This is a genomic window from Holzapfeliella sp. JNUCC 80, assembly GCF_053667655.1.
This window is the reverse complement of sequence record NZ_CM132205.1, coordinates 354,284-373,276: the sequence shown is the minus strand read 5'-3', so window position 1 is coordinate 373,276 and position 18,993 is coordinate 354,284. Positions and strand designations below refer to the sequence as shown.

Sequence of the window (18,993 nt, the reverse complement as noted above, 5' to 3'; positions counted from 1 at the left end):
TCCTCTTAAAAACCATTATACCTGGAATTGTCACAAAAAAAAGCCTTAAACAAGGCTTTTAAAAATCTTAATGTTTGAGTTCTTGGATATAGTCGTAAACTTGTTGACCTGCATTACCACCATCACCAACAGCTGTCGTAATTTGACGTAGTGCTTTTTCACGTACATCACCAACAGCAAAGATGCCAGGAACCTTTGTCTTCATAAGTTCGTCAGTTTGAATCCAACCGTTTTCATTTAAAATTCCTAAATCTTTAAATGGTTCTGTGATTGGGTAAATACCAACATAAATGAAGACACCTGAAGCTTCGACTTTTTTCTGTTCACCAGTGTTTTTATCTTTGTAGGTTACACTCGTTACTTTTTGGCCATCGCCATCGATTGTTTCAACTTGTGCATCCCAAATGAAGTTCATTTTATCGTTCTTAAAAGCACGTTCTTGTAAAATTTGTTGGGCTTTTAATTCTGAACGACGGTGAATTAAAGTGACAGACTTAGCTAATTGAGTCAAGTAAATACCTTCTTCAACGGCTGAGTCTCCACCACCGACAACAACAACATCTTTATCTCTAAAGAATGCACCATCACAAACGGCACAGTATGAAACACCCATACCTGAATACTCTTCTTCACCCGGTACGCCTAAATGTTTGTGTTGTGCACCTGTTGCAATAACAACACTTAAAGTTTCAATATCGCCATCGTCAGTATGAATCACTTTATGATCACCATGGTCAGTAATTCCTGATACATTACCGTAGCCATACTCTGCACCAAATTTGATAGCAGAAGCATACATTTTTTCACTTAACTCAGGGCCCTTAACATTTTCAAACCCTGGGTAATTTTCAACATCAGCTGTATTATTCATTTGACCACCATAAATACCACGATCTAAAATCAAAACTGATAAATTAGAACGAGAAGCGTATAACGCGGCGGTCAATCCACCAGGACCAGCACCAATTACAACAACATCATATTTTTTTGTCATAGTATCTCCTCACTTACTAAAAATAAGTATATAGAGATTATATACTATCTCAACTTATTTTGCAAAATCTATTATTGAAATTCACGTTTTAATGGACGGTGCATCATATTTGTGATTTCATCTTCGACTTTAGTTTGTTCGTATAATACACGATAAACTGCTTCTGAAATTGGTAAATCTAAGTCTAATTCTTCAGCTAGTTCATGAACAGCTTGAGCTGTTTTGACACCTTCAACAACCATTCCCATGTTGTTGACAACATCATCTAAGTTTTGACCTTCAGCTAATTGTTTACCTGCACGCCAGTTTCTTGAATTAGAACTAGAAGCAGTCACAATTAAATCACCAATTCCTGAAAGGCCATAAAAAGTTTCTTTTTGACCGCCTAAAGCTTCACCAACTAAAGCTAGTTCACGGATACCACGTGTAATTAAAGCAGCTAAAGCGTTAATTTCATACCCCTTACCTGCAATCATTCCAGCAGCTAGGGCTAGAACGTTTTTGATAGCACCACCAACTTCAACACCAATAGGGTCAGAATTTGTGTAAAGGCGAACATAGTCACGCGTAAACATTTTTTGAACCGTTTTTGCATTTTCCTCATTATACGAAGCAACAGAAAGTGTTGTTAAATCTTTTTGAGAAGCATTTTCAGCATGACTTGGACCTGAAACTACAACTAAGTCATGGACTACTTCTTTATCAAATTCTTGTTCTAAGATTTGAGATACAATACGTTTTGTCCCGGGTTCAATTCCCTTGGTTGCACTCATCAAAATAGGATTTTTAGCAGTAGGTAATAGCGGCTTCAATTGTTTTGACACGCTTGCAATTGCTGCTGTTGGAATAACAAACAAAATACCTGAAGCATCTTTAACAGCCTCAGCCAAGTCTGTTGTTGCTTTAATTGGCTTACTAAATTTAAAGCCTTCTAAATATCGACCATTAGTTTGTGATTCATTAATTTCACGAGCAACACTTTCTTCAATACCATAAAGACAAACGTCATAATCGTTTTCAGCTAAGATATTAGCTAATGTGCTTCCCCATGATCCTGATCCTAACACGGTAATTTTTTTCATAATGGATAATACCCCTTTTCACTAACGTTTATAAGGAAACTTAAAACCACTGCCATCAATATACTGCTTAGGTTTTACAATTTTTCTACGATAAATCATAATCGCAATTACAGCAACAAATAAAACAATGGATAATGCTTGAGATACACGAATGCTGCCTAGCATCAAACTATCAGTTCGCATACCTTCTACAAAGAATCTTACAACTGAGTACCACAGTACATAAGATAAAGCGACTTCACCTTGTTTAAATATTCTTTTATGTCTTAATACTAGAATTAGTACTAATCCAATCAAGTTAAAGAAAGATTCATACAAGAATGTGGGTTGGCGATAAGCCCCATCAATAAACATTTGTTGAATGATAAAGTCTGGTAAATGTAGTCCCTTCAAAAAATCAAGTGAAGTGACAGCACCGTAGGCTTCTTGATTCATAAAGTTTCCCCAACGTCCCATGATTTGCGCCAACATCACACCTGGTGTAATGATATCTAACAATAACCATGTTGGAAGATGTCGATAATATGTATAAACGATTAATGTTATTAGTCCAGCGATTAACCCACCGTAAATTGCAATTCCACCTTGCCAAATCATAAATATTTTAGCAGGTTCGTGCGCATACTCAGACCACTGAAAAATAACATAGTACAATCGTGCACCAATAAAACCAATTGGTAAAATAAAGAATAATAAATCGATGATGTCATCAGGCATAATTTGACGTTTTTTGGCTTCGTTTGTTGCCATCAGTACAGCCACAATCACACCTGTCATGATAATAATACCATACCAACGCACACTAAATGGGCCTAAATTGAAGGCAACCGGAGATAATGATTGTAAAAAGTTGATCATTAGTTTGCATCTCCTTGATTATCTTGCTTGTTTTTTTCGATTAGTTCTGTTAATTGATTTTCAAATACTTTAGTTGCGTCAAATCCAAGATTCTTAGCTCTAAAGTTCATTGCCGCAACTTCGATAATAATTGATAGATTGCGTCCAACTTTGACTGGGATTGTCATTTTAGGAACGTCTACATCAAAAATTGTTTGATAATCATCTGCTGAACCTAAGCGATCATAAGATGCTTTTGGATCCCAATTTTCAAGATTAATAATTAAAGATACCGGTGTAGACTGTCTAACAGCACCCACACCAAACAAGTTCATGACATCAACAATTCCAATGCCTCTAATTTCAAGCAAGTGTTTCAAAATTGAAGGCGCTTCACCCACGATAGTCTTTTCATCTTGTTGGAAAACATCAACACGATCATCGGCAATTAGACGGTGACCTCTTTGAACCAATTCGAGAGCTGTTTCACTTTTACCAATTCCAGAATTACCTGTTAGTAAAATACCTGTTCCATAAATTTCTACTAGAACACCGTGAATACTTTGACGTTCAGCTAATTTATAATCTAAGTAATCAGTAATCACACTGGATAAACGTGTTGTTGGTAATTTAGAAATTAGTACTGGCATTTGATTTTTTTCAGCAGCTTCCACTAATTCTTTTGGTGGTGTTAAATCTCTTGAAATCAAAAATACCGGTGTGCTTTTAGTACACATTTTAGTAAAAACAGTCATTCTTTCATCAGGTGTTAACTGATTAGCAAATGAAATTTCAGTCATTCCAAACAACTGAATACGTTCATGTGGATAGTAGTCAAAGTAACCTGTCAATTCAAGTCCTGGTCTTGATATATCACTAACATAAACGCGCTTACTGTCTAAATATTCTTCTCCAACTAGCACTGTCAGATCATTGTCTTTGGCAAAGTCTTTCATACTAACGTAATTCAACATAGCGAACCCTCGTCTTTCCTATACTCTATAGCTTTATTTTATCATTCTATTACTGATTTTTCGAAATATCTCACTTTATTTCAAATTGTTTTGAAAAAAGTTTGCAACAACACGTTGAACAATCGTAATGACAATTGCACAAATAATGGTTGACCAAAAACTTGATATGACAATAGCTCCACCTGAAAGTGAGATGGCAATCGCAAGCGTTATACCATTAACGACTAGTGCAAAAAGCCCTAGCGTTAAGAACGTTAATGGTAGTGCAAAAAATTGCAATAAAGGGGTCAATGTCATACTCAAAACAGTCAAAATCACACCCACAACGATAGCTGCCAATAGGTTGTCTACATAAACCATTTTAGGAAACATTCCAGCTAACGCAATTAAGACAATCGCATTAATCAAAGAACGACCGATAAATTTAGTCATGAGAATCCCCCTTTGTTTCTTCAGTTACATTTTCAGCGTGTTTGCGTTTTGAATTTGATTTGTAATAACTATGATAACGATTATTTTTAAAATAATTTTTATTAAATTTAGTTGTTCCTTTGCGACGATTATGGGCAACATAAATCCACATTCCAATCGCAAATATAATAAATAATGGCAAAATAAATTTAAATAGGACAGTTAAAATCAATCCTAGCATCATAAAGAAAATAACCACTAACATAACTAAAAATAAAATTCCTAATACGATTAGAAAAACTGACATTTTGTTCTCCTTTAGTTTACTAAATAATTTTTCAATCCATTTATTTCACTAATATATATTACTAATTTTTGTGTGATAGAAGTAGCGTTTCTCAATTCATTAACGTTTTCTTTAACTTCTTTCAAGTTATCAGTTATTAACCCGTCCACTCGATACAACATCATTAAATGAATCGATTCTATATCATTGATATCCCAAGCATAGACGTTCTTACGGCCTTGATGAGCTTTTAAAACTAAATAACGATTTAATGTTGAAGACTCCATACTGTAACCATTTACATCTAATGTGGGGGTAAATATATTGTAGGTCGTAATGTAATTCACATCAAATTCTGAGTTGATTTTTTTCAATTCGGTTACTACCTTAGCTGATAGCGAGTGAATTTTGTGCTGGTGAAGTAAGACATTTTTTTGGTACTTTTGATTAAATTGATTAACGACTTCTGTGGGATTATCTCCCTTATCTGTTTTAATTTCAATTAATAGCTTTTGATGATGGTCATTTGCTGTTTGTAAGTAATCATCAAAACTAGCTAGGGGTGCACTTTGACCGTTTTCTGAAACAGTTAATTGTTTTAACTGTTCTAGCGTCAAGTCATGAACATGCGCATTCTTGCCAGTCAATGCTGATAAATTATTATCATGCATCACCACAAACTGTCGATCTTTTGTCATATGAATATCCATTTCAACGTAATCTGGATTTTCTGAAATAACATGCAGTAAAGCTGGAATTGTATTTTGAACACCGTTGTTTTGATCTAATCCCCTATGCGAAATAATTGTAACATTATTGAATCCGGGATTTTTGAGGTAGCCATAATTAGAATAAGTTACTCGTATCGCAATTAATAGAATCGATAAGCCAATAAATAGTCGATAAATTCTTTTTTGTTTTTTTATTTCTGAGTAATCAATCTGGTAGTTAATATTTTTGGCAACAATCTGCTCTTTTTCTTCATACAACTGAAGCAGCACAATCATAACCGATGCAGTTGACAGTGTTGTCGTAATCACTTGTGTCAATTGGATTAGCACAAGAATAACCTGCCCTGATACAAAAGCGTATTGTGGTAACATTTGCTCTATTAAAAATGAAAGCGTTACCCATAGACCCATTAAAACAAGATTAATCAAAGCAAAAATTCCTGCTGGTATCAAAATTCGAAGTAAAATCTTCCAAAAACTGCGCTTAGTTGATTTTAGGCAGTTCTTAATTAACTTTTTAGGGCGGCGCCAATTAAATGACATTATGGGTAATAATAAAATGAACCGAACTTCTATATAAATTAATACCGCGGTTAATGCGATAAGAACAACCGATACGATTGGATTTTGCGTAATAAATACCATTACAAATTGCGGAATCTTAACTTTACTTAACAACGGTGATGAGAAGATAAAGTCCGAAAATGGAATAATAACTAATGCATAGAATATGAAAAATGGAATTGTCTTCATATTTAAGCTACGCAAACTATTTTTCACATCTTTGAATAAATTATCTAAATTGATTTGGTTCAAATGAACAATCTGACGAATACCATTTAGCAAAATTGAAAATTGTAAAAAAACAATAAATAAAATTGCCAACAGTAACAGTAACATCGTAATAATAAATAATAAATCATGTGAAATAATAGCCAAAATATTATCATATGCGATGTATTCCACTTCAAATAACTTAGCTAAAAAACTCGTTGTAGCATTTGTAAAAGGCACAATAAGTCCTAATAAAATAATATCAACAACAATATAGAGCAATACAATAATCGAAAAGTTCTTTCTTAATTCTTTTAATGTCTCTTTTACTGACTCAATAATCGACATTTTTATCCCCCCTAAACAAAAAAGCCGACATTAAATGTCAGCTTTTTAGTTATCTTGGCTATCATGTTTAACATGATTATTTAATTCAATTAATTTACCTGTTTTTAGGTAAACAACCCACTCACAAATATTAGTTGCATAATCACCAATACGCTCTAGGTAACTTGTTACTAGCATGTAGTAAGTATTACCTAAAATTGTATCAGGATCTTTTTTCATTTCACTAATAATATGAGCATTAATTTTTTTAGCTTGTTTATCAATTGAAATATCTTGTTTTGAAATTTCACGAGCCCATTGATCGTCTTGAACGCGGTAAGCTTCTAAAGCATCAATTACAAGTTGGATAACTAAATCAGCCGTGTGTGCAATTTCGTCTTCGATGCCATATACACGTGCTTCACCTTTAACTTTAATTGTTGCTTTGGCAATACTTACAGCATGGTCTGCCATACGTTCAAGGTCAGAGCTAGCTTTCATAATTGTTACAATGTTTCGTAAATCAGTTGTAACAGGTTGTTGCAACGCAATCATTTCAAATGATTTCTTTTCCAAATCAACTTCAATACCGTTGATACTTGGATCAGTATCAATCACGTATTGTGCTTGTTGTTTATCATGATCAATGAATGATTTGACTGCACGGCCAATATTTTCACTGACTAATCGACCCATGCGACCAAAATTATCATGCAATTCATGTAATTCTTTTTCAAAATTTGATCTCACAATATTTCTCCTCCCTTATTGTATTAACCAAATCTACCAGAAATGTAATCATCTGTTTCTTTTTCAGACGGTGTCATAAAAATGTGTTTTGTCTTATTATATTCTACCAAATTACCATCTAAAAAGAACCCTGTTTTATCAGAAATTCTGGATGCTTGTCCCATGTTGTGAGTCACGATAACAATTGTATACTCATCTTTCAATGATAATAACATATTTTCGATTTTCCCACTTGAAATAGGATCCAATGCACTGGTTGGTTCGTCTAATAAAATCACTTCGGGGTGAACGGCTAAAACACGTGCAATACAAACTCTTTGTTGTTGTCCACCTGATAATGATAGCGCACTCTCATGCAACTTATCTTTAACATCATCCCACACAGCTGCAGCTTTTAGACTGTCTTCTACAATTTGATCAATTTCTTCTTTGGTATGTTTTTTTTCTAATTTTAATCCATAAGCAACGTTTTCATAAACAGAAAATGGAAAAGGATTAGGTTGTTGGAACACCATACCTACACGTTTTCTCAAGTCAACTTTATTGGTTGTAGGTGCATAAATATTTTTACCGTCAATATTCACAGACCCAGTGATTGTCACATCATCTTGTAAATCATTCATTCGATTGAGTGAGCGAAGTAAAGTTGATTTACCACTACCACTAGGGCCAATTAACGCTGTGATTTCATTTGGATAAAAATCCATCGAAATCCCTTTAAGAACTTCCTTTTTTCCATAAAACAGATGTACATCTTGAGTTGAAATAATTGGTTTTGTCATTTGCTTTACCTACCTATCCAAAGTGTCCTGATACATAATCTTCAGTTAATTTTACTTTTGGTCTAGTAAAAATCTTACGTGTTTCATCATATTCGATTGCATCGCCTAAATGGAAAAATGCTGTACGATCACTAATTCTTGCAGCTTGTTGCATATTGTGAGTCACAATAACAATAGTGTAGTGCTTTTTAAGTTCCATTAGTGTTTCTTCAACTTTCGAAGCTGAAATAGGATCTAATGCACTAGCTGGTTCATCTAGCAATAGAATATCTGGCTTCATTGCGATTGCACGTGCAATACATAGTCTTTGCTGTTGTCCACCTGATAATGCTAAAGCACTTTTATGAAGATCATCTTTAACTTGGTCCCACAAAGCTGCTTGTTTCAATGACGTTTCAACTATTTCATCTAATTTTTTCTTATTGCGTAAACCATGACGCTTTAATGCAAAAGTAATGTTATCATAAATAGATTTTGAAAATGGATTAGGTCTTTGGAATACCATTCCAATATGCTTATGCATTTCATAAACATCAATGTTATCACGGTTAATATCTAACCCACGATAATTAATTTCACCTGTTACCGAAGTATTCGCGATATTGTCATGCATACGGTTCAAAGCTCTTAAATAAGTTGACTTTCCTGAACCTGACGCCCCAATTAAGGCAGTGATCTTATAACGTTCAAACTGTAAATCTACACCGTGAATCGCTTCATGATCACCATAACTGACACGTAAGTCTTTTGTAGAAAGTGCAATTTCATGCTTATTTTCATCTAGCTTTTGAATGTTTTTTGTTAATCTTTCTGCCATGAGCGTCTCCTTATTTAGCACCTGTTAAGCGTTTGTACAACCTTTTACCCCAGCTTCTTGCAATTAAGTTAAAAATTAAAACTGCTAGAATCAAGATAGCTGAAGAAGCTGTTGATACGGCATTCAAATCAGGGATAATCCCTTCACCATTGATTTTCCAAATATGAACAGCTAATGTTTCAGCTGGTCTAAATGGGTTCAGTGGACTATTAATATATAGCGGGTTCCAATTTGAGAAGTTTAGTGCAGGGGAACTTTGACCTGCTGTATAAATTAAAGCGGCCGCTTCACCAAATACACGTCCAGCTCCCAAAATAATACCTGTAATCAAACTAGGTAATGCTTCAGGAATAATAACGCGCGTAACTGTTTCCCAGCGAGATAGTCCTAATGCATATCCTGCTTCACGTTGAGTAAAGTGGATAGATTGAAGTGATTCTTCTACATTACGTGTTAATAATGGTAGGTTAAATAGTGTTAGTGCTAAAGCACCTGAGATGATTGAAAATCCAATCTTAAATTGAATAACGAATACTAAAAATCCAAACAACCCTACAACAACTGAAGGTAGTGAACTTAAGATTTCGATAGCTGTTCTAACAAAGTCAGTCAATTTATTTTTAGGTGCATATTCTGAAAGAAAAATTCCAGCTAAAATAGATAATGGAATTGAAATCACCATTGAAAGAACCAATAAGTATACTGAGTTAAATAACTGGGCAGCAATCCCACCACCTGCTTCGAAAACTTTTGAAGGAGATACAATAAATGACCAGCTAACATGAGGTAGCCCACTAACTAAAATATAAGCTAGTAAAGCAACCAGAATTAACACAATAATTCCTGCCATTGCATAAATGACACCTGTTGCTATTTTGTCGACACGTTTTGGACTCATTATTTACTGTTTCCTCCTTTGTTACCAATCCATCTAATCACTAAGTTAAAGATTAAGGACATCATCAATAAGATTAAAGCAAGTGACCAAAGAGCGTTATTACTCAAAGTTCCCATTACTGAGTTACCCATTCCCATTGTCAACACACTGGTTAATGTTGAAGCAGGTGTTGTCAAACTGTTAGGAACTGTGAAGGCATTACCAATAACCATTTGAACCGCTAAAGCTTCACCAAATGCACGAGCCATACCGAACACGATTGCGGTTAAAATACCTGGCATTGCTGAACGTAAAATGACTTTATAAATTGTTTGCCATCTAGTTGCAGCTAAAGCATAAGACGCTTCACGATAGTGTCTAGGAACTGAACGTAACGCATCAACAGTCATTGAGGTCACTGTTGGCAAAATCATAACAAAAAGAACGAAAGTCCCCGCTAAAATACCAAATCCAGTTCCACCAAAAACTGATCGAACGAATGGCACAATAACTGATAATCCAATAAATCCGTATACAACAGATGGAATACCAACTAATAATTCAACAACTGGTTGTAAGATACTGGCCCCTTTTTTACCAGCAACTTCTGTCATGAAGATAGCAGCAGCAATCGCAAATGGTGTTGCAATTACAGCAGCTAAAATTGTTACTAAAAATGAGCCCAAAATCATAGGTAAAGCTCCAACAAGCGGCTTACCGTCAGCTCCTTTTGAACCTGGATTCCATGTATCACCTGTTAAGAAGTCCCAAAAATTAACACCGTTTTGAGTGAAAGTTGAGATTCCTTTTGAAGCTACAAAGTAAAAAATTGCTGCAACAACAGCCACAATAATGGCAATTGCTAAAAATGATATTGTTTTCCCAAAAGTCTCACGTCTTGCGGCCTTGGACTTTTTCAGCATACTCTCTCTAATTGGATCGTTCATAAATCACACCTCTTATTCAATTGACTTAATTTGACCATCTAGCGTTTTTTCAACTTTCATATCTTTAATTGCGATATAACCCATCTTATTAACGATGTTATCTTGAACATCATCAGATAGTATAAAGTTTAAAAACTCATGAACACGTTCTTTTTCCATATCTTTTCGGATATACATATGTTCATATGCCCAAATTTTCCAACTATTGTCAATAACTGTATCATGACTCAAGACAACACCATCAACTGCTGGTGTCTTAACTGTGTCATTAATATAACTGTATGATGAATAACTAATTGCTCCCGGTGTTGTGGCTACAATTTGACGAACCATCCCACTAGAATCTTGCTCTTGAGCTTTAACAGCTTTTTCACCATTCTTGAAGATTGCACTTTCAAATACAACACGTGTTCCACTACCTTGAGCTCTATTAATTACAGTAATTGGCAAGTCATCGCCACCAATTTCTTTCCAGTTCGTAATCTTACCTGAAAAAATGTCGCTCAATTGTTGTGTTGTTAAATTAGAAACCTTTAAATCTGGATTGACAATTGGGGTAATCCCAACAACAGCCACACGATGATCAACTAATTGTGAAGCATCAATCCCTGACTTTTCCTCAGCGTATAAATCGGAGTTTCCAATATCAACGGCTCCAGCTTGAACTTGCGCAAGTCCAGTACCAGTTCCGCCTCCTTGAACATTAACATATAAATCTTGATGAATTTTTGAAAAGCTTTCACCTGCAGATTCAACTAACGGTTGTAGCGCAGAAGAACCAACGACGTTCATTACTTCACCTTTAATTTGGCAACCTGTTGCCATTAGCATTGTTGCTAGTAGTGTTAACAGTCCTAATATTTTTTTCTTCATACCTAATCTCCTGAGAGTTTTAATTATTGTCTTGATGGCTTAAATGCCATTGTAAATAAGCATACATAAATGAATCAAGATTCCCGAGCATAACACTTTGACCATTTCCCACTTCATGTTGAGTACGATGATCTTTGACCATCGTGTAAGGATGAAAGACATATGATCTAATCTGTGAGCCCCAACCAATTTCCAACTGTTCACCTTTGATTGCTGCTTTTTCTTGCTCTTGCTTTTCTTTTTCTAATTGGAAAAGCTTCGCTTTAAGCATTTTCATAGCTGTTTCTTTATTTTGCAATTGCGACCTTTGGGCTTGTGAACTTGTCACAATACCTGTTGGTAAATGCGTAATTCGAACAGCAGATGACGTTTTATTAATATGTTGGCCACCCGCACCGCTAGCACGGAAAACATCAATTCGCAAGTCATCGTCATTAACCTCAATGTCGATTGAATGATCAATATCGGGCATAACTTCAACAGAAGCAAAAGAGGTGTGGCGACGATTTGCTGAGTCGAACGGTGATATTCGCACCAACCGATGGACCCCATGTTCCGATTTTAACATACCATAAGCATTTTCACCTTTAATTAAAAGACTAACACTTTTAATACCAGCTTCTTCTCCTGGCTGATAATCGTTAAACTCTACAGAAAAATGATGTTTATCTGCCCACTTTTGGTACATTCGCAACAGCATAGAACCCCAGTCTTGAGACTCTGTCCCACCTGCACCTGGATGAATTTCAAGTAGTGCATTTTTTGAATCATATTCATCAGAAAGAAGTAAGCTCAATTCATAATCTTGCATTTTTTCTTTTAATGACTCAAGCGAAGTTTCAAGTTCAGCTTTCAGCTCTTCATCATCTGTTTCTTGTACGAGCTCAAACGATACTTTTGCATCATCTAGCTCCTGAATTAATGATAACAAATTATCATGTTTTTTCTTCATTAAATTTGTTTCATCAATCACTTTTTGTGCTTTTTGATGATTATTCCAAAAATCATTTTGACTCATTTGATGCTCGTTTAGAGCAATCGACTCAGCTAGACTATCTAAGTCAAAGAGACCCCCTAAATTGGGTTACTTTTTGGTCAAGTTCGGATAGTATTCTGACAATTTCATTATTTTCCACAGGTCACTTTTCCTCTCCATCAAAAAGCAGGTCGTATGTAACGGCCTGCCTATTTATTAACGACGCATGTTTTGACGAATTTCTGCTTTCATAAACAATCTTGTAACATCGTATTCGATATTTCCAATCATTTCTTCAAACATTTTGAATCCTTCTTCTTGATACTCAACCAATGGGTTAAGTTGACCATAACCACGTAGTCCAATTGATTGACGTAATTGTTCCATTGCATCAATATGGTCTGTCCAGCGATCGTCTACTACACGCAAGATAACCACTTTTTCAAATTCTAAGAATTGTTGTGGATCTGGTAAATCTTGTGCTTTTTGATCATAACTAGCATCAGCTAATTCTTGTAAACGGCTTTTAACCGCTTCAGCATCTTTTAATTCACTAAAATCAATATGACTTACTGCCTCTTCAGATCCAAGTGAATTGATAGCGAAGTCTTTAAGTGCATCCACATTCCAATCACTAACATTTCCTTGCGCATACAAGGTAACTTGTTGTTCGATTGTTCTATAAACCATCGGCATTAGAATTGGTTTTAGGTCAATTCGTTCTTCGATAACTTGCATTCTTTGTTTGTAGATAACTTCACGTTGTTCACGTAAAACATCATCGTATTGCAAGGTTTGTTTACGTGTATCGTAGTTATTACCTTCAACACGCTTTTGGGCAACCTCAACTTGACGAGTTAACAAGCGACTTTCAATCACTTTGTCTTCATCATCTCCTGAAATGCGATCCAAGAATGCTTTTACACGTTCAGAACCAAAACGTTTCATCAAGTCATCTTCAAATGACAAGTAAAAACGAGTTTCACCAGGGTCACCTTGACGTCCTGCACGTCCACGCAGTTGATTATCGATACGACGTGATTCGTGTCGTTCAGTACCAATAACGGCTAAACCGCCGACTTCTTTCACACCAGGTCCTAATTTGATATCAGTACCACGTCCGGCCATGTTTGTCGCAATTGTTACTGCACCACGTTGACCAGCGTTTGTAATAATTTCAGCTTCTCTAAAGTGATTTTTAGCATTTAAAACAGCGTGTGGAATATTTTCTTTATTCAACATTCTTGATAATAGTTCTGAAGATTCAACCGCCACTGTTCCGACTAAAACAGGTTGACCTTTTTGGTGGCGCGCTTTGATATCTTTTACAACAGCTGAGAACTTGCTTTCTAGTGTTGGATAAAGCAAGTCAGGTAAGTCATTTCTTTGAACTTCACGGTTAGTAGGAATTGTAATAACTTGCATGTTATAAATTTCTCTAAACTCTTCTTGTTCAGTCTTAGCTGTCCCTGTCATCCCTGATAGTTTAGCGTACATTCTAAACAAGTTTTGGTAAGTAATGTTCGCCATTGTTTTAGATTCGTTTTCGATTTTAACGTTTTCTTTAGCTTCAATAGCTTGGTGAAGACCATCAGAATAACGACGACCTTCCATTACACGACCAGTAAATTGATCAACAATCATAACTTTACCGTCATCTACCACATAATCAATATCGTGTAACATTGTGTAGTTGGCTCTTAATGCTTGATCAATGTGGTGGTTTAATACTGTATTTTCAATATCATATAAGTTATTTAAGTGGAAAGTTTCTTCCGCTTTACGAATACCATCTTCAGTCAAACTAATCGTCTTAGTTGGCCAGTCGATAGTGTAATCGTCTTCTTCTTTAAGAGTTTTAACGAATTTATCAGCACGAACATAATTTACTGTCGCATTTTCAACAGGCCCAGAAATAATCAATGGCGTTCTTGCTTCATCAATCAAGACAGAGTCAACCTCATCAACAACAGCAAAGTTTAATGGGCGTTGCACGCGTTGTTCTTTATAAACAACCATGTTATCACGCAAGTAATCAAACCCTAGTTCACTGTTTGTTGAATAAGTGATATCTGCATTGTAAGCTTCACGCTTTTCATCTGAAGACATTTGATTTAGGTTCAACCCAACAGTTAGGCCTAACCACTTATAAAGTTCTCCCATTTCTGTTGCATCACGAGAAGATAGGTATTCATTAACCGTTACAACGTGAACCCCTTTTCCACTCAATGCGTTTAGGTATACTGGCATTGTCGCTGTCAGCGTTTTACCCTCACCAGTTCTCATTTCTGAAATATTACCTTCATGTAAGGAAATACCCCCCATAATTTGAACGTGGTATGGATAAAGACCTAAAACACGTTTAGCAGCTTCACGAACTGTCGCAAAAGCTTCAGGCAAAATATCATCTAATGTTTTACCTGATTCTAAGCGTTGCTTTAATTCTGGTGTTTTTTGTTGTAATTCTTCATCAGATAAAGCTTCAAACTCTTTACCAAGAGCGTCAACTTGATCTGCTATCTTACTAATACGTTTGACTTCATGATTGTCATTTTCAATCCAACGTTTTAAAATATTTGCCATATATAAATTCCCTCAATTATGTTTTGATAATTAGTATTTCTAACTCTTCCGATAATATTTTATCATTTATAGTCAAAAAATTAAATTGTATAACCATTAAATTGTAGCAATTTTAGTGAATAAATTCACCTAGCAATACTCAAACTATCAATTTGTCCCTTAAATCCCGTTTTTCGGATAGCATCTCTTGCGTGATATAGTGTTCGTCCAGTTGTATAAATATCATCAAGTAATAAGATTTTAGTTGTCTCATCAAAATCGAAATTATCACACACAAACATTTGTTGCGTCTTCAATCGTGCTCGTCTGTTTTTCTCACCTTGTGCTTGATAGTTACTATCGTTTATATACTTTAAAAGTGGGGTTAACGAATAAATTTTTGAAAATATCAATGCAATGTGATCAAATTGCCGTTCTTTAAAATGCTGACTACTGGTAGGAAGGCTGACATAATAATCATAACTTTTGGGGATAGCTATTCTTTTTATTAAAGCAACAAAAACTTCGCTTATTGATGCATCGTAAGAACGCTTATAACGCTTAATTACAGTTTTAAATGCTTGATTGTACCGATAACAAGCAACATTTTTTAGGGAATCATTTGGATACAATTTTTGCCATTTTTGACAATCTCCACACTGATTTTTCTTTTGTTCCAGTGGTTTTTGACACATTTTGCAGGTTATTTCAAAGTCACAAATTGCCTCAAAATGAACCAAGCATCCCTCACAAATCTGTGCTTGATTACGCTGAATTACTAACTGATACAGATTAATCTCCATAATTGGCTTTTTGCAAATCAAACACATTACTCCCATTTATTCATCCTCTTAATTTGTTTAATACACTTTTTGATAGCCCCTGTATAATGATGATAAAAAAGTGTACTTCTCCATCAGGAAAATCCTTTTTTCTCCCAGCTCTTCCTGCTATTTGAACAAGTGATGACGTTTTAAAAATAGCATCATCAGCGTTTAAAACGACTACTTGCACATTCTCAAAAGTTACGCCTCTTTCTAAAATAGTGGTCGTTAATAACAACTCAATCTCACCTGCTCTAAACCGTGAAATTTTTTGATGACGTTCTGAATCGACTGAGCTAACCGTTTCAATTACTAGATTAGGATAAACCCGGTTAAGTCTGGCTTTCAAATCTGGTAGGTTTGCTATTTTGTCTACAAATATCAAAATAGGTTTCTTGCCTTTTATAAATTGCTTTAGTAGTTTCTTTAACCTAAAATCGAGCCTAAATCGGCCAATAGCCTCTTTTTGCCAGAGCAGGTGACACTTTGGAACTGGCAACTTATGACCATGATATCGTTTATTCAATAACAAATAATTTAACTCACCCTTTTTAACTTGTTTGAGCAGTAATTGACTTGGTGTTGCTGTTAGCAATATCTTTTGACCAGTTGGCTTCAGTGCCTGATCTAACGCATTATGCAAAATAACTGAGGTGTCAAAGGGAAAGGCATCCACTTCGTCGATTACAATTAAATCAAAAGCCTCAAAAAATTTCATCAATTGATGTGTCGTACAAATAACTAATTGATAGTTAAATAGTGGTGGATGAGCATTTCCATGATACTTACCAATCTGAGTTTTTGAAAAAGCAACTGACATCCTATTGAATAATTCATCTACAACATCTACCCGTGGGCAACATATTGCCACTCGCATCCCTTCTTTCAAAGCAAAAGCCACTGATTCAAATAACATTTCAGTTTTACCTGCGCCTGTGACGGCATGAACTAGTGTGTCTTGCTTTCCTTTTAGGTTACAAGCCAATTGCTGTGAAATCTTTTGTTGTTCTTTAGTCAAACTCCCGCCCCATGTTAAAATAGAACCAGTTACTTTTTCAAAGTCAACACTAGGGACCCTTAGTAAAAAATCGGTCTCAAAAACGGCTCTTAATTCAACACAAGCCGTACATTGTCTGACTTGCGTAGGTAGTGTATAAAACTGACTTTGACCGCATCTCAAACATTTGTCATTAGAGATTGCTGGCACAAGTTGTCCCCATCGACTAGCTTTTTCTTTTTGAAACCCTTTTATTAAAAATTGACGCCCACTTATTTTATCTTGTTTAATCATATTAATAATTACGCTATTAAGGAGTGATTTCATGAATTATTATACAATTAAAGCAGAAGCTGAATCTGAAATCGTTATCAAAAAGAGTCGCTTTATTGCAAGCTTCAAACGCGCTTTCGACGAAGAAGATGCCAAAGCATTTATCGACCAAATCACAAAAAGACACCGCAGTGCTACTCACAACTGCAGTGCTTATATTATCGGTGAAAACAATGAGCACCAACGTGCTCACGATGATGGCGAACCTTCAGGAACTGCCGGTGTTCCAATGCTTGAAGCTTTGAAAATGATGAATCTACAAAATGTTGTAGTCGTTGTTACCCGTTATTTTGGCGGAATTAAACTGGGAGCCGGCGGTTTAATCCGCGCTTATAGCAATGCTGTTTCTAAAGGAGCAGAAGAAATCGGGGTTGTTCATCGTGTTCTTCAACCCGAATTGCTATTCCACGTTGACTATCCAAATCTAGGAAAGATTGACTATTTCTTAGAACAAAACGAAATTGTCTTAGCCAAAAAAGAATTCGGTAGTGATATCTTAATTGGTATTTTCCTGGATGAAGTTGATATTGAGCCCACAAAAGAAAAAATTATTCAAATTCTAAATGGACATGTCGAATTTGAGATAGGTGAAGCGCGTTACAACGAATTGCCCGCATAAAAAATAAGCCCTAATTATTAGGACTTATTTTTTTTATCTACTTTGTGATCCATTTTTGAAACCACTTTTTCATTATGATTATTTTTTTGAATTTTTCGTCTAATAAAAGATAACAATGGTTTGCGATTAGGTCCCATTAGTCCAATTGATTCTACAAAAATTTCTAATGCAAACGCTACTGCAATTAGTAAGAACCATACGCCTTGTGCGGGTGATAAAACAAATAACATTGCACAAAACGCAAAAATTAATGAAATTCCATAAATGGCCAAGACTGTTTGTCTATGTGTGAAGCCCATTTGCATCAGTTGATGGTGTAAATGGTGCTTATCTGCTTGTGAAATCGGTTTTTTGTTCAAAACACGTCTAAGCATGGCATAAATTGTATCTGTAATTGGAACACCTAAAATAACAATCGGTACGATTGATGAAATTAGCGTAACATTTTTTAAGCCTTTCAAAGATAATACTGAAATCATAAACCCTAAGAACAACGCACCCGTATCTCCCAAAAAGATTTTGGCTGGATGAAAATTGTAAGGTAAGAAGCCAATCAAAGCGGCAACTAATACGAATGCCATCAACGAAACATAAGAGTCTGTGTTTACTAGGAAAAAGAATCCAATAACACCCATAGTCAATAAACTTATCATTGAAACACCAGCAGCCAATCCATCTAATCCATCAATCAAGTTGACTGCATTAGTAAACGCTAAAATCCAAAAAATAGTAATTGGAAAACTTAGCCAGCCTAAATTAATTAGGCCAAAAAATGGTAGATAAAAATGAACCATTTTAATGCCAGCTAACAGATAAATGATTACCGCGGCCAGAATCATCCCCATCATTTTGTAACGGGGTTTTAATTCCCTAATATCATCCACAATCCCAGTTAAAATAATCACAGAAGCTGCTAAAAAGATTCCAAATAATTCATGTGTTGGAAATTGGTTTCGTAACAACACAAAAGTTGAAATTGAAAAGGTTATAAATAGACTTAGACCACCAATTGTGGGCATAGGCTTTTTGTTAACACGACGCGCGTTAGGATTATCAACTGCCCCCAACACAAATGCTAGTCGTCTTACAAACGGGGTTATAAAGGCTGAAATTATAACCGTTAAAAACAAATTGACTATAATGTTATACATGATTTTTTGCTCCAATAACTAATTTATCTATTACAAATTATACAAGTGACCCACTTTAAATACAATTTA

Annotated in this window: 19 protein-coding genes; 1 reads left to right on the top strand and 18 read right to left on the bottom strand. The window is 35.3% G+C overall.

Annotation, left to right across the window (positions count from 1 at the left end):
* Positions 1-67 precede the first annotated feature (67 nt).
* The 17 genes from trxB to JNUCC80_RS01805 all read right to left on the bottom strand — a co-directional run bounded on the left by trxB (position 68) and on the right by JNUCC80_RS01805 (position 17,115).
* Entirely contained in the window at positions 68-994 is a 927-nt protein-coding gene (gene trxB, locus JNUCC80_RS01885; RefSeq protein ID WP_454153149.1) for a thioredoxin-disulfide reductase, read from the bottom strand.
* A 71-nt stretch (positions 995-1,065) separates the two neighbouring features.
* Positions 1,066-2,076: an NAD(P)H-dependent glycerol-3-phosphate dehydrogenase gene (locus tag JNUCC80_RS01880; RefSeq protein ID WP_454153148.1), complete on the bottom strand. Its 1,011-nt coding sequence runs from the start codon at positions 2,074-2,076 to the stop codon at positions 1,066-1,068.
* Between the two features lie 21 nt (positions 2,077-2,097).
* Positions 2,098-2,934: a prolipoprotein diacylglyceryl transferase gene (gene lgt, locus JNUCC80_RS01875; RefSeq protein WP_454153147.1), complete on the bottom strand. Its 837-nt coding sequence runs from the start codon at positions 2,932-2,934 to the stop codon at positions 2,098-2,100.
* The gene (gene hprK, locus JNUCC80_RS01870; RefSeq protein WP_454143123.1) at positions 2,934-3,887 is read right to left on the bottom strand and encodes an HPr(Ser) kinase/phosphatase; all 954 of its coding nucleotides are present in this window, start codon (positions 3,885-3,887) and stop codon (positions 2,934-2,936) included. The genes lgt and hprK overlap by 1 nt, the downstream gene beginning before the upstream one ends.
* A gap of 75 nt (positions 3,888-3,962) precedes the next feature.
* Entirely contained in the window at positions 3,963-4,319 is a 357-nt protein-coding gene (locus JNUCC80_RS01865) for a phage holin family protein (protein WP_454153146.1), read from the bottom strand.
* Positions 4,312-4,605 (bottom strand): hypothetical protein, encoded by a 294-nt coding sequence (locus tag JNUCC80_RS01860; protein WP_454153145.1) that lies wholly within the window; start codon positions 4,603-4,605, stop codon positions 4,312-4,314. The genes JNUCC80_RS01865 and JNUCC80_RS01860 overlap by 8 nt, the downstream gene beginning before the upstream one ends.
* Before the next feature lie 11 nt (positions 4,606-4,616).
* On the bottom strand, positions 4,617-6,437 hold the full coding sequence (locus JNUCC80_RS01855) for a glycerophosphoryl diester phosphodiesterase membrane domain-containing protein (RefSeq protein ID WP_454153144.1): 1,821 nt from the start codon (positions 6,435-6,437) through the stop codon (positions 4,617-4,619).
* 45 nt (positions 6,438-6,482) lie between these two features.
* Positions 6,483-7,166 (bottom strand): phosphate signaling complex protein PhoU, encoded by a 684-nt coding sequence (gene phoU / locus JNUCC80_RS01850; protein WP_454143131.1) that lies wholly within the window; start codon positions 7,164-7,166, stop codon positions 6,483-6,485.
* Between the two features lie 23 nt (positions 7,167-7,189).
* Positions 7,190-7,948 carry a phosphate ABC transporter ATP-binding protein PstB gene (gene pstB, locus JNUCC80_RS01845; protein ID WP_454143133.1) on the bottom strand — a complete coding sequence of 253 codons (759 nt, stop codon included), beginning with the start codon at positions 7,946-7,948 and terminating at the stop codon, positions 7,190-7,192.
* 13 nt (positions 7,949-7,961) lie between these two features.
* Positions 7,962-8,765, bottom strand: a complete 804-nt coding sequence (gene pstB, locus JNUCC80_RS01840; RefSeq protein ID WP_454153143.1) for a phosphate ABC transporter ATP-binding protein PstB — start codon at positions 8,763-8,765, stop codon at positions 7,962-7,964.
* A 10-nt stretch (positions 8,766-8,775) separates the two neighbouring features.
* Positions 8,776-9,663: a phosphate ABC transporter permease PstA gene (pstA, locus tag JNUCC80_RS01835; protein WP_454153142.1), complete on the bottom strand. Its 888-nt coding sequence runs from the start codon at positions 9,661-9,663 to the stop codon at positions 8,776-8,778.
* Positions 9,663-10,589 (bottom strand): phosphate ABC transporter permease subunit PstC, encoded by a 927-nt coding sequence (gene pstC, locus JNUCC80_RS01830; RefSeq protein ID WP_454153141.1) that lies wholly within the window; start codon positions 10,587-10,589, stop codon positions 9,663-9,665. Before pstC ends, pstA begins: the two co-directional genes overlap by 1 nt.
* Positions 10,590-10,601: 12 nt before the next feature.
* On the bottom strand, positions 10,602-11,462 hold the full coding sequence (locus JNUCC80_RS01825) for a phosphate ABC transporter substrate-binding protein PstS family protein (RefSeq protein WP_454153140.1): 861 nt from the start codon (positions 11,460-11,462) through the stop codon (positions 10,602-10,604).
* A gap of 19 nt (positions 11,463-11,481) precedes the next feature.
* A protein-coding gene (gene prfB / locus JNUCC80_RS01820; protein WP_454153139.1) for a peptide chain release factor 2 occupies positions 11,482-12,598 on the bottom strand; the annotation gives its coding sequence in 2 pieces (ribosomal slippage) (positions 11,482-12,525 and positions 12,527-12,598; 1,116 coding nt in all).
* Positions 12,599-12,654: 56 nt separating this feature from the next.
* Positions 12,655-15,021, bottom strand: coding sequence for a preprotein translocase subunit SecA (secA, locus tag JNUCC80_RS01815; RefSeq protein ID WP_454153138.1), 2,367 nt, complete (start codon positions 15,019-15,021; stop codon positions 12,655-12,657).
* 125 nt (positions 15,022-15,146) lie between these two features.
* Positions 15,147-15,839 (bottom strand): ComF family protein, encoded by a 693-nt coding sequence (locus JNUCC80_RS01810; protein ID WP_454153137.1) that lies wholly within the window; start codon positions 15,837-15,839, stop codon positions 15,147-15,149.
* A 4-nt stretch (positions 15,840-15,843) separates the two neighbouring features.
* A complete protein-coding gene (locus JNUCC80_RS01805; protein WP_454153136.1) occupies positions 15,844-17,115 on the bottom strand; it encodes a helicase-related protein in 1,272 nt (423 codons plus the stop codon).
* Between the two features lie 31 nt (positions 17,116-17,146).
* Between JNUCC80_RS01805 and JNUCC80_RS01800 the strand changes: the two genes are divergently transcribed.
* Positions 17,147-17,773 carry a YigZ family protein gene (locus tag JNUCC80_RS01800; protein WP_454153135.1) on the top strand — a complete coding sequence of 209 codons (627 nt, stop codon included), beginning with the start codon at positions 17,147-17,149 and terminating at the stop codon, positions 17,771-17,773.
* Between the two features lie 17 nt (positions 17,774-17,790).
* On the opposite strand, the gene JNUCC80_RS01795 is transcribed toward JNUCC80_RS01800, so the two are convergent.
* The gene (locus JNUCC80_RS01795; protein ID WP_454153134.1) at positions 17,791-18,924 is read right to left on the bottom strand and encodes a glycosyltransferase family 4 protein; all 1,134 of its coding nucleotides are present in this window, start codon (positions 18,922-18,924) and stop codon (positions 17,791-17,793) included.
* Positions 18,925-18,993: the final 69 nt, after the last annotated feature.